The organism is Streptomyces nidicola (genome assembly GCF_050106155.1).
GTDB lineage: Bacteria > Actinomycetota > Actinomycetes > Streptomycetales > Streptomycetaceae > Streptomyces.
On the sequence record NZ_JBNBPI010000001.1, the window covers coordinates 7,833,281 to 7,846,482 of the forward strand.

Consider the following 13,202-nt stretch of genomic DNA (forward strand, 5'->3'; position numbering starts at 1 on the left):
CGCGCTACGCCGGTCGGCCGCCGGGGGCTGCCTTGCGGCGGAGCCGTGCCGGCCACTTGCGGGTGTCGCGCGGCTCCACGTAGGGCTCCTCGTCCTCGGGGTGGCCGCCGCCGATGGCGCGCTCCCGGGCCAGCTCCGCGTCGAATTCCAGGCCGAGCAGCAGCGCCAGGTTCGACAGCCACAGCCAGACCAGGAAGATGATGGCGCCGGCCAGCGTGCCGTACGTCTTGTTGTACGAGCCGAAGCAGGCCACGTACACCGCGAAGCCGCCCGAGGCCGCCAGCCACAGCAGCACCGCGAGGAAGCTGCCGGGGCTCAGCCAACGGAAGCCGGGGCCACGGACGTTGGGCGCGCGCCAGAACAGCAGCGCCACCATCAGGACGACCAGTGCGAGCAGCACCGGCCACTTCGCGATGTTCCACGTCATGAGCGCGGCGTCGCCCGCCCCGAGCGCCTCGCCCGCGCGCTTGGCCAGCGGCCCGGTGAACACGATGATGATCGAGCTCATCGCGAGCAGCACCATCAGCGCGGCCGTGAGTGCGACGGTCAGCGGCGTCAGCTTCCAGACCGGGCGGCCCTCCTCCGTGTCGTAGACGGCGTTCGCGGTGCGGATGAACGCGGCGACATAGCGGGAGGCCGACCAGACCGCGACCAGCAGGCTCACGAGCGCGACCGCGCCGCTGGCCCCGCCGCTGTCCTGCAACTGCCGCACGGCGTCGTCCAGCAGATCGCGTACTGGTCCCGGTGTGAGGTGGCGCAGGTTGTCCAGGACGCCCGTCGTCGCCCGCTCGCCGATCACGCCGAGGAGGGACACCAGGACGAGCAGCGCGGGAAAGAGCGAGAGGACGCCGTAGTACGTCAGCGCGGCCGCCCGGTCGGGCAGGTCGTCGTCGAGGAACTCCTTCCCGGTGCGGCGCAGCACCGCCCACCAGGAGCGGGGCGGAAGGTCCGTCGGGTCCTGCGGGCCAGGCTCATTCGTCGTCGCCGTCTCGGCGGGCCCGTCCTCGTCGTGTTCGCGATGCTCGTGGTGGGTCATGGTGCTCCCTCAACTCGCGCTCGGCGCCAGGGGGCGGTCATGTCTCCCGAGTCCCCTCGAAGGGGCTGCTCACGCCCCGAATCCGGGTACCGGGCCCGGCCGGAGCGCGGCCGAATCCGTTCCACACCGTACGACCGGGCAGGCGCGGGTGGCATGAACAGGCCCGGTACCCGGTACCCGGTCTCCATGGATCACACCGCCGCCCCCGTCCTGGAAGCCCTCGACTCGTACCACGCGCACGGCAGGCTCGCCTTCACGCCACCCGGTCACAAGCAGGCGCGCGGCGCCGACGAGCAGGCCAGGAGAGTGCTCGGCGACGCCTTCCACTCGGACGTCCTCGCGAACGGCGGCCTGGACGACCGCCGGATGCGTGGCCGGGTGCTGCGGCGCGCCGAGGAGCTGATGGCCGACGCGGTCCACGCCGACCACACCTTCTTCACCACGTGCGGCAGCTCTTGGCGGTCAAGGCCGCCATGCTGGCCGTCGCCGGGCCCCACGAGCAGCTGCTCATCGGGCGCGACGCCCACAAGTCCGTGGTGAGCGGGCTGATCCTGTGCGGCATCGACCCCGTGTGGGTCGAACCGCAGTGGGACGCCGAGCGGGGCCTCGCGCACCCGCCCTCCCCGCAGGCGTACGAGGAGGCCTTCGAACGTCATCCGGACGCGCGCGGAGCGCTGATCACCAGCCCGACCCCGTACGGGACTTGTGCCGACCTGGAGCGGATCGCCGAGGTCTGCCACGCGCGCGGCAGGCCACTGATCGTCGACGAGGCGTGGGGCGCGCACCTGCCGTTCCACCCCGACCTGCCCAAGTGGGCCATGGACGCGGGCGCCGACGTGTGTGTCACCAGCATCCACAAGATGGGCAGCGGCCTGGAGCAGGGCTCGGTGTTCCATCTGCGCGGCGACCTCATCGACCGGGACACGCTCGCCTCCCGCGCCGACCTGCTCGGCACCACCAGCCCCTCCGTCCTCATCTACGCGGGCCTCGACGGCTGGCGGCGCCAGATGCGGCTGCACGGCCGCGAACTCCTGGGCGACGCCCTCGACCTCGCGACGGAGGCACGGGAGAGCATCGACGCGATCGACGGCCTGCACGTGTACGGCCGCGACGACCTCACCGGCGCCGGCCTCGCGCACGGCCTCGACCCGCTGCCCGTCCTCATCGACGTGGCCGGCCTCGACACGAGCGGCTACCGCGTCGCCGACTGGCTGCGCTCCCACCGCGCCCTCGACGTGCACATCGCCGACCACCGCAGGGTCGGCGCCCAGCTCACCTTCGCGGACTCCCCGGCGACGCTCGGCGCCCTCCTCGACGGCCTGCGCGACGTCACCGAACACCGCGCCGACCTGCGCGGCGCGCCCACCGTCACCGTACCGAAGCCGTCCGAACTCCGCCTTGAACAGGCCATGTTGCCGCGCGACGCGTACTTCGGGCCGATCGAGGACGTGCCGCTGGAACGCGCCGCGGGACGCGTCGCCGCCGAGATGGCCACCCCGTACCCGCCGGGCATCCCGACGGTGCTGCCGGGCGAGCGGCTCACCGACCCCGTGCTCACCTACCTTCGTACGGGCCTCACGGCGGGCATGAACGTCCCCGATCCGTCGGACCCGGAACTGCGCACGATCCGGGTGGCGGTGGAACCCGCCTGAACGTCAATCACCCTGCTGCCGGGCGAAGTTGGCAGCGATCCGCTGCTGGATGTAGTCGGCCGCGGTGATCGGCGGGTAGCGGCCCTCCGGGCCCTTGATCACCACGTCACGGTCGGCCTGCGCGAAGAACGCGATGCTGTGGCGGGCCGACCGGTCGTCGTCCGGGCCCGGCGACCTGACCCGGTGGAAGTTCGACGGGAGCCGGTCGTCGCTCCACCGCATCAGCATGTCCCCGATGTTGCAGGTGATCACGGAGTCCGCCGGCTCGACCGGCGTCCACTCCTGCGCCTCGGCCTCCTTGCCCGGGCACACCTGAAGCCCGCCCTGCCCGTCCCGCTGGAACAGCAGCGTCAGGCAGTCGAAGTCGGTGTGCGCCCCGGCCCGCCACACGTTCTCGGGAATCACGGCGTCCTCGGGCACGGCGAAGTAGTGCAGCATTCGCAGCGTCGACTGGTACTGCGGGCTCGCCGGGTCGTGGGCGCGCGCGAAGAATCCGTCCGGCAGGCCCAGCTTGTCGGCGAAGCAGCCCAGTACGCGCATCGCCAACTCCCGGCAGCGCGCCTCGAATTCGAGAGTGCGCCCGCGGAAGCCGGGCAGCGCGTCGTCCGGCCACAGTCCGTCCATGTGCGGGCGGGTCAGCTGGTACGACTCCTTCTGGTCCGGCGTCCCGATCGAGGGACGCACCTGGGTCATCGACTCCCAGCCGGAGTTGAGCCCCTTCTTCAGGCCGTGCCGCGCCTTCGTCTCCTCCGGCAGCGCGAAGAACGCCTCGGCGTCGGCGAACGCGCCGTCCACGGCGCCGGGTTCGATGCCGTGGTTCACCAGCTGGAAGAAGCCGATGTCGGTGGCGGCGGCCCACAGCTCCTCGGTGATCTCCGCCTTGCGGTTCTCGAAGTCGGTGAGGTCGATGCGGCGGATCTCCCGGGCGGACGTCTCCGTCCCGGCGCCGCCCATGCGGGTTTCCTTGGTCAGTTCGGCGAGGTCGTACGTGGTGGTGGTGTCGGTCATCGTGGGTTCGCTCCTTGAGGTGTGAGGGCGGTCCGTGGTTGCGGTCGCGGGGCTCCGCCGGTTCTCGTTCGAAGAGCGGGGCTCAAACGGTGAGGCCTGCCGCCAACTCCTGTGACGGCAACCGGACATGCTCCCCGTCGCGCACCAGGACCTCGCCGTCGACCAGGACGGCCGCCACGGTCCTGCTGCCCGCGCATGTCAGGAGCGTCGCGCCCGGGTCGCGTACCGGAAGGCAGGCGTAGTCCCGGTCGAAGCGGTGCAGGACGAGGTCCGCCCGCATTCCGACCCGTACTCCGCCGTCCGGGTTCTCCTCGATCCCGAGGACCCGGTTCGCGCCGCCCGCCGCCATCGCGAACATCTCGGAGAACCCGAACAGATCCGCCTTGCGGTGCGCGGCCCGCTGCAAGTACGCGCCGATGCGCAGCGCCTCCAGGATGTCCTGCGTGTCATTGCTGGCGGCCCCGTCGACCCCGAGCCCGACGCCCAGGCCGGCCTCCAGCATCGCGGGCACCGGCGCGATCCCGCTGCCGAGCCGCATGTTGCTCAGCGGGTTGTACGAGACACCGACGCCGTGCCGGGCGAGGGTGGACCGCCCCTCGGCGTCCAGCTCCACACAGTGCACGGCGAGCAGCCGGTCCCACAGGAACCCGGCCCGCTCCAGATACTCGACGGCGCCAACTCCCGTACGGTCGCGGCACATCGCGTCGTCCGTCATCGTCTCCAGCAGGTGCAGCGAGACGGGCAGGTCGCGCTCGTCCGCGTACGCGCGTACGGCGGCCATCCCGTCCGGCGTCAGGCACCGCGGGTTGGGCACGGCCACCCCCACGTCCACCCGGCTGCCGCGCGCCTGCGCGATCAGCTCGTCCGTGTGCGCGAGGGCCTCCTTCAGCGGCTGCATCAGCCGCGGGTCGAAGCCCCACTTGCGGCTCCGGTCCGCCCGGTCGGCGACGCCCCGGCACAGCACGGCCCGCACGCCGCTGTCCTTGAGGGCCCGCAGCACCGCGTCGTGCACCTCGGGCGACGGGTGCGGCCACATGTGCTCGACGAGGGTGGTGGTGCCGCTGCGCAGCGCCTCGGCAGCGGCGGCGGCAGCGGTCGCGTAGGCCCGCTCGGGTGTGAGCCGCGCCGCCTCCTCGCCGACGGCGCTCAGCCACGCGAGCAGCCCGAGCCCCTCACCGATGCCGCGCAGCCCCGCCTGGAAGAGGTGGGTGTGAGTGTTGACGAGGCCGGGAGTCAGGTGACCGCCGTTGCCGTCCAACACCTCACCACCGCAAGGGAGTTCACCGTGCGGCACGAGTGCCGTGACCCGCCCGTCGGCGATGTGCACATCCATCCCCGGCAGCCAGTGGCCCCCGCTGTAAACGGTGACGTCCGTGATCGTCCGCGGGTCCATCGGGTGGGGGTTCATCGTCCGGATGTTCATCGGGCGGGCTCCTTCCGGAGACGGGCCGGTCCCGTGTGGTGGAACAGCAGGTTGAGCAGGAACGCCACGATCCCGGTGACGGCGATGCCGCTGTCCAGGACGGTGCGTACGTACGAGGGGAGCGGCGCGTAGAAGTCCGGCGCGCCGACCGGGATCATGCCGAGCGCGAAGGCGAGTGCGACGGTCAGCAGGTTCCGGGAGTCGGTCAGATCGGCGCGCGCCAGGATGCGCAGGCCGACCGCGCCCACGGTCCCGAACATGACGAGCGACACCCCGCCGAGGACCGGCCCCGGCACGGCGGCGACGGCGGCCCCGAGCACGGGCACGAACGCGAGCACCACCATCAACACCCCGGACAGCGCCACGACATGACGGCTCTTCACTCGGGTCACGCTCACCAGACCGACCGACTGGCCGAACGTCACGATGGGGAACGAGGCCATCGCCCCGGAGACGACCGTGGCGGCACCGTCCGCGCGCAGCGCCCGTACGACGGTGGGAGCGTCGTCGCCGCGGCCGACGATCTGGCCCACCGCGAGGGTGTCACCGACGGACTCGACCATGTTCACGAGCTGCACGACGAGCATCGCCGCGATGGCCGGCACCACGAAGGTGGGCGCCCCGAACGCGGTCGGATCGGGCGCCGTCACCACGCGCGCTTCCGCCACCTCCGAACCGTCGAACAGGCCGAGCGGCAGGGCGAGTACGGTCCCGGCGGCCATCGCGACGAGCACCGAGAACCGGGCGACCGCCGGCGGCGCGAGCCGCTGCACCAGCACGACGAGCAGCACGGTCGCGGCGGCGAGCACGAGAGCCTTGCCGCCCCCGCCCCCGCCCCCGCCTCCGCCGTCGCCGGTGACGAGTCCTGCCGCCGACGGTACGAGCGAGAACCCGATCACGGCGATGACCGTCCCCGTCACCAGCGGCGGGAACAGATGCAGGCACCGCCCGAACCACGGCGCGATCGCCAGCGTCACGAGACCCGACACGATCGTGGCGCCGAACACGGCGGCGAGCCCGTGCTCCTCGCCGATGATGATGGCGGGCGTGATGGCGGTGAACGTGGACCCCATGACGATGGGAAGCCGCGCTCCCAGCCACTTGGCCCCCATCGACTGCAACACCGTCGCGACCCCGCTGACCAGCAGATTGGCGCTGATGAGCAGCCGGATCCGGTCCTCCGGAAGATGCAGCGCGGTGCCCACGAGCAGCGGCATCGTGGCCATGCCCGCGTACGCGACGAGCAGGTGCTGCAGGCTGAGCGGCACGAGCCGGCGCAGCGGCGGCCGGGTGTCGACGGGGTGGGGGCCTTGGTGTGCGGGCGCGACGGCATGCTCGGCGACAGCCATCGTTCCTCCTCAAAGCTCGGCGGAAGACGGCTGGTTAGCGCCGTGGCGGGTCAACGCGCGGACGCCCACCGGCCGTTGCAGCCATGACCGGTGTGATGGGGACGCTAGGGAGCGGGTGTTTCGGCGGCGTTGCGTTCAGGAAACCGCCGCGGAACCTGGCCCCTGTCCAGGGAAACTGGGCCCGGGGAGCTAGGGAGCCGGTTCCTTCTTGAAGGCCCACTTCATCTCGGGCTCCATGGCCCAGTGGAACAGTCGCTGGACGGGTGGGGTGCACAGTGCGGTGATGACACCCGCCGCGATCACGGTGACGGTGATCTCGCCGAGCGGGGTGTGCACCCAGTCGTTGTCGTACCAGCCCCAGAAGCGGGAGCCCTTCGCCAGGAAGCCGTGCAGGAGGTAGCCGTACAGGGTGCCCGCCCCGAGCACCGTGCACCACATGTGACGCCCAGGGACCCACGCGAAGAAGCAGGCCATCAGGATCACCGAGCAGGCGAACAGGGCGAGCGTCATCACCACGCCGGTCCAGCCGGGCGCTCCCAGCTCCTGCGCGCTGTCACGGCGGTAGAACCACGTGGCGGTCATCCGCGGCGCCGCCCAGTACGCCACGAGCAGCGCGCCCGCGAACACCGGCAGGGCGAGCAGTCGGGCCTCGCGGCGCCGCACCAGGTTGAAGTGCTGCGGCTTGAGGCACAGACCGAGCACGAAGAAGGGCAGGAACTGGAGCACCCGCTGCAGATCGAGGTCGTCGCCGATGTCGGGGGAGACGGCGGCGAGCACGGCGATCGCGAGAGCAAGCGGCAAAGGCCAGCGGATGATCTTCCACAGTGGGGTGGTGATCCGCCAGATGAAGAGCGCGATCAGGAACCAGGTCAGATACCAGGGGTCGAGCAGCGTGATCGGGTAGTCGGGGTCGTCGCCCACCGTGCGCTTGAAGAAGGTGTACGCGAGCTCGAAGATCACGTACGGCACCAGTACGCCCGTGACCAGGCGTTTCATCCGGCGTGGGCTCGCGTCGAACGACCGCGAGAAGTATCCGGAGATCACGATGAACGCCGGCATGTGGAACGTGTAGACGGTGAAGTAGAGCGCGGAGGCCGCCCGGCTGTCCCCGCGCAGCGGCTCCCAGGCATGGCCGAGCGCGACGAGGACGATCGCCAGGTACTTGGCATTGTCGAAGTACGCGTCGCGGCCGTCCGCCTTCATGCGGTCTCCGTCCCGGTCGGTGAACCTCCCGCTCACGCTTCACGGACCCCGGCGATCGCGCAAGCGAGCGGGCCGCGCAGGGCGCGAAGTTCCGCTAGACGGGGAGCAGCCGCCCCACCAGCGCGCTGAGCTGCCGGGCGTTGCGGCACTCGTACATCTCCACCACCTCGGCGTACGTGGACGCCGCCGAGTCGCCCGTGTCCCACTGGGAGCGGGGTTCCGGGTTGAGCCAGTAGGTGCGGCGGGAGGCGCGGGTGATGCGGCGCAGGGCCGGGAGGTTCGGGTTCTGCTGGTTGTTGCGGGCGTCGCCGAGGACGAGGACCGTGCTGCGGGGGCCGACCGCGGACTCGTACCGCTCCACGAACTCGCCGAGCGCCGTGCCGTAGTCGCTGCTGCCGTGCCAGCCGGTCAGCGTGGCCTCGGACGCGATGCGGGCGCCGAGGCCCTCCGCGTCCGCGGCGCCGTGCGCGATGAGGTCGGTGACCTCGTCGATCCGGTTGACGAACGCGAAGACGCGGATCTTGCTGAACTGGTCGTGCAGGGCCTGGACCAGGAGCATCGTGAAGTTCGCGAAGCCGGCCACGGAGCCCGACACGTCGCAGAGCAGGACCAGTTCCGGGCGGGTCGGGCGGCGCCTGCGCAGGACGGGCTTCATGGGGACGCCGCCCGTCGACAGCGAGCCGCGCAGCGTGCGGCGCAGGTCGATGTGGCCGCGGGCCGCGCGGCGTCTGCGGGCCGCGAGGCGGGTGGCCAGCTTGCGGGCCAGGGGGTGGACCGTGCGGCGCAGCTCGGCGAGCTGGGCCTTGTCCGCGTAGAGGAACAGGGTGCGGTCGGGGGTCTGGACCGGCATGCGGCGCGCCAGCTCGTCGCGGTTGCGGGCCTCCGCGACCCGGCGGCGGGCCTCGCCGCGCACCCCTTCGCGGAAGGCCTCGATGCGGCGGCGGATCTCGTCCGCCTCGATGCGGTCGGTGAACGCCCCGGACTGGCCGCTGCCGCCCGCCCGGATCGCCGACATGACCGGGGCGAGGAGCGTCTGCGGGCGCAGCCGGTCCAGCGTCTGCTGGGACGACCAGCCGTTCGCGTCGTAGCCGCCGAGGGCGTCCACCGCCGCCGCGGCCAGGCGGGCGAGGGCGGCGCTGTCGTTCTTGGCCAGGGCCTCGGTGAGGCGTTCGCGGAGGCTGTCCCGGTCGGTGGGGCCGGCCTCGCCGGGCGCGCCCACGGCGTGCGGGAAGTACACGTCGAAGACCGGGTCGAAGACCGCGCGCTGGCCCTGGTCGTGCAGGAGCGTGGCGGCCAGCCCCTCGCGCAGCCGGTCCCGGCTGTCGAGGCCCAGCGCCGCCACCGCCTGCGCGGCGTCCACGCTCTCTCCCGTGCCGATCCGGATGCCGTGCGCGCGCAGCGCCCGTACGAGCGAGGTGACCCGGTCCGCGACCGAGAGAGCCGTGCTCACACCGCGTCCAGGTCGAGCTTCGCCGCTGCCGTGTTCACGTCCTCCTGATGCTTGAGGACAACGCCGAGGGACGCCCGTACGACCTCCTCGTCCAGGCGGTCCGCGCCGAGCGCCAGCAGGGTGCGCGCCCAGTCGACCGTCTCCGCGACCGAGGGCACCTTGCGCAGATCCATCGCGCGCAGCGCGCCCACGACCCGTACGAGGGACTCGGCGAGCACCGCGTCGAGCTCGGGCACCTTCAGGGCGACGATGCGGCGCTCCAACTCCTCCTCGGGGAAGCCGATGTGGAGGAAGAGGCAGCGGCGGCGCAGCGCCTCCGACAGTTCGCGGCTCGCGTTGGAGGTGAGGACCACGAAGGGGCGCCGGGTGGCGGCGATGGTGCCCAGCTCGGGGACGGTGACCTGGAAGTCGGAGAGGACTTCGAGGAGGAGACCTTCCACCTCTACGTCCGCCTTGTCCATCTCGTCGATGAGGAGGACCTTCGCGTCCTCGCCGCGGATCGCGGTCAGGAGCGGGCGCGAGAGGAGGTACTCCTCGCTGAAGATGTCCGTGCGGGTCTGGTCCCAGGTCTCGCCCTGGCCCGCCGTGATGCGCAGCAGCTGCTTGGCGTGGTTCCACTCGTAGAGCGCGCGGCTCTCGTCGACGCCCTCGTAGCACTGGAGGCGGATCAGGCGGGCGTCGCTGATCGCGGCCACCGCCTTCGCGAGTTCCGTCTTGCCGACGCCCGCCGGGCCCTCGACGAGAAGCGGCTTGCCGAGCTTGGCGGCCAGGAAGACGGTGGTCGCCACGGCGGGCGAGGCCAGATAGCCGGTCCCGGCAAGGCGCGTGGTGACTTCATCCACGGAAGCGAACAACGGGGCCTCCAGCTCGGTGCGTTGTCGAACCTTCAGGTGATCAGGTGCGGGGGCACCTCCACAATGGGCTCGCGCCGTTCATGGTGAACGTCACTCCCGGTGGTGTGCGGCGATGACCGGCTCCGTCTCGTAGGCGTACCTACTTGCGGACCCTTCGTATCCTGACGGCATGAGGCGCACTTCCTTTGCCGACTGGCCCTGCTCCATCGCGCGCACCATGGACCTCCTGGGGGACTGGTGGACGCCGCTGGTGCTGCGCGAGGCGTTCTACGGCATCACCCGTTTCGACGTGTTCCAGCAGGAGCTCGGCATCGCCCGGACGACCCTGGCGGAGCGGCTGCGGCGGCTGGTCGAGGCGGGGCTGATGGAGAAGCGCGCCTACGACAGTGCTCCCGTGCGGCACGACTACGTCCTCACGGAGAAGGGGCGCGACTTCTTCGGCGTCCTGGCCGCCATGAACGCTTGGGGCAACCGTTGGCTGTCCGGCGAGGAGGGCGCGCCCGTCGTCTTCGAACACGACCGGTGCGGGCATGCCGCCGAGGCGGAGGTCGTGTGCGGGCACTGCGGGGAGCCGCTGACCGCCGAGGACACCCACGCGCGGATGGGCCCCGGCTACCCCGAGAAGCTCGCGCGGCGCCCGGACATCGCGGCGCGCTTCACGCGCTGACCTCACCCGCTGACTTCACGCGCTGACTTCACGCGCTGAACGGATCTCCGCGGGGGTCTGTACCCCTCTTGACGTGGTGAGTCCAACTACGAAACTCTCTGCTTCGAGGCGATACGAGAGAGAGGTGGGCCACGATGGAGTGGACGGGCGCGCGCTATGCGGACACCCCGACCGTCGAGGTGCGGCGCAGGATCGAGGCGTCCCCGGAGCGGGTGTGGGAGCTGGTGACGGACATCGGCCTCATGCCGCGGTTCAGCGCCGAGTTGCAGTCCGCCGAGTGGCTCGGTGAGGAGCGCGGCGTGGGCGCCCGGTTCGTGGGACGCAATCGGCACGAGGCGTTCGGCGCGTGGGAGACCACCTCGTACGTCGTCGAGTGCACGGCGCCGCGCGTGTTCGCGTGGGCGGTCTCCGACCCCGAAGTGCCCAGCGCCGTCTGGCGGTTCACCCTCGACGCGCTGGACGACGGGGCGACGGAGCTGGCCCAGTGGGTGCGGATGGGGCCGGGGCGCTCCGGCCTCTCCTTCGCGATCGACCGGATGCCGGAGAAGGAGCAGAAGATCGTGCACGTCCGGCTGAAGGAGTTCGAGCAGGGCATGGGTGCCACGCTCGATGCCCTGAAGGGCCTCGCGGAAGGGGCGGTCGCCTGATGCGCACCTCCACCACCATCGAGGCGTCCGGCGGGAACTGGCGGGAGACCGTCGACTTCGTCACCGAGGCCGAGCGACTTGGGCTTGACATCTGCTGGGTCGCGGAGGCCTGGGGTTCCGAAGCGCCTTCCCCGCTGGGGTACTTGGCGGCGCGCACCGAGCGGATGCTGCTCGGCTCCGGCATCATCCAGCTCGCGACCCGCACCCCGGCCGCCATCGCGCGCGCCGCGATCACGCTGTCGAACATCTCCGAGGGCCGCTTCCTCCTCGGGCTCGGTCCGTCCGGGCCGCAGGTGATCGAGGGGCTGCACGGGGTGCCGTTCGCGCGGCCGTTGGGCCGGATGCGGGAGACCGCCGAGATCGTGCGGATGGCGGCGACCGGCGAGAAGATCGCGTACGAGGGGCGGGAGTTCACGCTGCCGTTGCCCGGTGGCGACGCGAAACCGATGCGGCTGTCGATGCGGGCGGAGCACGAACTCCCCATCTACCTGGCCACGTTGTCGCCGAAGATGCTGCGGCTCACCGGGGAGGTCGCCGACGGGTGGCTCGGCACGAGCTTCGTGCCCGAGGGGGCGAAGGAGGCGTACTTCGACCACTTGGACGCCGGGCTCGCGGCGTCCGGGCGGACCAGGGCCGACCTCGACATCTGCCAGGGGGCGGAGGTGAACTTCGTCGAGGACGAGGAGGAGCTGGCCGCGGTCGTGGGCGGCCGGAAGAAGGAGCTCGCCTTCAGCCTCGGCGGCATGGGCTCCGCCTCGACCAACTTCTACAACCAGGCCTACAGCAGGCAGGGTTGGGCCGACGTCGCGGCGGAGGTCCGCGAACGCTGGCAGTCCGGCGACCGCGAGGGGGCGGCCGCCCTGGTCACCGACGACATGGTCCTCGCCACGACGCTCATCGGCACGGAGGACATGGTGCGGGACCGGTTGAAGGTGTGGCGGGACGCGGGGGTGGACACGGTGCGGCTGTACCCGGCCGGAGACACGGTGGACGCGCGCCTTGCGACGCTGGGGCGGGCGATCGAGCTGGTACGGGCCGCGGCGCTTGGCGTCGGGCGGGAGTAGGGGCGGGCCCCTGCGGCTTCCGACCGGCGGCACGGATGCCTCACCGGCGGGGCTGGTGCACGGCCGTGTGCCACCTGGACGCCGGTGCATGGCGGTTTCCCATCCGCGGGGGCGGTGTACGGCCGTGTGCCATCTGCGGGGCCGGTGCAGGGCCGTGTGTCACCCGGACGCCGGTGCCCGGCCGTGTGCCATCCGCGGGGCCGGTGTACGGCCGTGTGTCACCCGGACGCCGGTGTTCGGAGGTTTCCCACCCGCTCGCTGGGGCCTGGTCGTCTCCCACCCGCCCGCCCCCTCCGGGGGCTTAGGTCAGCCGGGGCCGGGTGTGGTGCTGGGGTCGGCGTTTGTGGTGATGGGTGCCGGGGTGGTCGTTCGGGGCCGTGTGTCGGGGTTGGTGTGCCGCGTCGTTGGGGCGCGGCGGGGGTTCCTTTTGGCTGTGCCGGGTGCCGGGTGCCGGGTGCCGGGTGCCGGGCGGTTTCCCGCCGCCCGCCCCTGCGGGGGCTGCGGTCAGCCGGGGCCGGGGCCGGGGTGTGGTGCCGGGGGCGGCGTTTGTGGTGGTGGTTCGGGGGCGTGCGTCGGGGGTGGCGTGCCATGTCGTTGGTGCGCGGAGCCGGTCTCGCGGCCGCTGCGCCGGTGTCCGTTCGTCTCCCACCACCCGCCCCTCCGGGGGTTACGGTCCGCCGGGGCCCAGGTGCTGTGCCGGGAACGGTGCCCGCGGTGGTGGGCGCGCGGCAACGCAGACCGTCGTGACCACCCTGCCGCCGTAGGCGGCCGATTGCTCAGGCACTGTCCAGCGGCCGCCGGTGAGGACCGCGGTGCCGAGATCGTCGCCGAGCTGGAGCATCGCGGCAC

10 protein-coding genes and 1 pseudogene are annotated in these 13,202 nt (G+C 71.9%); 4 read left to right on the top strand and 7 right to left on the bottom strand.

Annotated features, from left to right (window positions below):
* Window positions 1–4: 4 nt before the first annotated feature.
* Window positions 5–1,036: a YihY/virulence factor BrkB family protein gene (locus ACOKM3_RS35390; RefSeq protein ID WP_426905317.1), complete on the bottom strand. Its 1,032-nt coding sequence runs from the start codon at window positions 1,034–1,036 to the stop codon at window positions 5–7.
* 186 nt (window positions 1,037–1,222) lie between these two features.
* Here ACOKM3_RS35390 and ACOKM3_RS35395 point away from each other — a divergent pair.
* A pseudogene (locus tag ACOKM3_RS35395) lies at window positions 1,223–2,688 on the top strand (aminotransferase class I/II-fold pyridoxal phosphate-dependent enzyme).
* A gap of 3 nt (window positions 2,689–2,691) precedes the next feature.
* On the opposite strand, the gene ACOKM3_RS35400 reads toward ACOKM3_RS35395, so the two are convergent.
* From ACOKM3_RS35400 to ACOKM3_RS35425, 6 genes are all read right to left on the bottom strand, one after another.
* A complete protein-coding gene (locus ACOKM3_RS35400; protein WP_426905318.1) occupies window positions 2,692–3,696 on the bottom strand; it encodes an isopenicillin N synthase family dioxygenase in 1,005 nt (334 codons plus the stop codon).
* Between the two features lie 82 nt (window positions 3,697–3,778).
* Window positions 3,779–5,119 (bottom strand): amidohydrolase family protein, encoded by a 1,341-nt coding sequence (locus tag ACOKM3_RS35405; RefSeq protein ID WP_426905319.1) that lies wholly within the window; start codon window positions 5,117–5,119, stop codon window positions 3,779–3,781.
* The gene (locus ACOKM3_RS35410; RefSeq protein ID WP_426905320.1) at window positions 5,116–6,468 is read right to left on the bottom strand and encodes a uracil-xanthine permease family protein; all 1,353 of its coding nucleotides are present in this window, start codon (window positions 6,466–6,468) and stop codon (window positions 5,116–5,118) included. The genes ACOKM3_RS35405 and ACOKM3_RS35410 overlap by 4 nt, the downstream gene beginning before the upstream one ends.
* Window positions 6,469–6,657: 189 nt before the next feature.
* Window positions 6,658–7,671, bottom strand: a complete 1,014-nt coding sequence (locus ACOKM3_RS35415; protein ID WP_426905321.1) for an acyltransferase family protein — start codon at window positions 7,669–7,671, stop codon at window positions 6,658–6,660.
* 94 nt (window positions 7,672–7,765) lie between these two features.
* The gene (locus tag ACOKM3_RS35420; protein WP_426905322.1) at window positions 7,766–9,121 is read right to left on the bottom strand and encodes a vWA domain-containing protein; all 1,356 of its coding nucleotides are present in this window, start codon (window positions 9,119–9,121) and stop codon (window positions 7,766–7,768) included.
* Window positions 9,118–9,975 (bottom strand): AAA family ATPase, encoded by an 858-nt coding sequence (locus ACOKM3_RS35425; RefSeq protein ID WP_426905323.1) that lies wholly within the window; start codon window positions 9,973–9,975, stop codon window positions 9,118–9,120. The genes ACOKM3_RS35420 and ACOKM3_RS35425 overlap by 4 nt, the downstream gene beginning before the upstream one ends.
* 169 nt (window positions 9,976–10,144) lie before the next feature.
* On the opposite strand from ACOKM3_RS35425, the gene ACOKM3_RS35430 reads away from it, so the two are divergent.
* From ACOKM3_RS35430 to ACOKM3_RS35440, 3 genes are all read left to right on the top strand, one after another.
* Window positions 10,145–10,642 (top strand): winged helix-turn-helix transcriptional regulator, encoded by a 498-nt coding sequence (locus ACOKM3_RS35430; protein WP_426905324.1) that lies wholly within the window; start codon window positions 10,145–10,147, stop codon window positions 10,640–10,642.
* A gap of 134 nt (window positions 10,643–10,776) precedes the next feature.
* Window positions 10,777–11,289, top strand: coding sequence for an SRPBCC family protein (locus ACOKM3_RS35435; RefSeq protein WP_426905325.1), 513 nt, complete (start codon window positions 10,777–10,779; stop codon window positions 11,287–11,289).
* Window positions 11,289–12,353 (top strand): LLM class flavin-dependent oxidoreductase, encoded by a 1,065-nt coding sequence (locus tag ACOKM3_RS35440; RefSeq protein ID WP_426905326.1) that lies wholly within the window; start codon window positions 11,289–11,291, stop codon window positions 12,351–12,353. Before ACOKM3_RS35435 ends, ACOKM3_RS35440 begins: the two co-directional genes overlap by 1 nt.
* Window positions 12,354–13,202 lie beyond the last annotated feature (849 nt).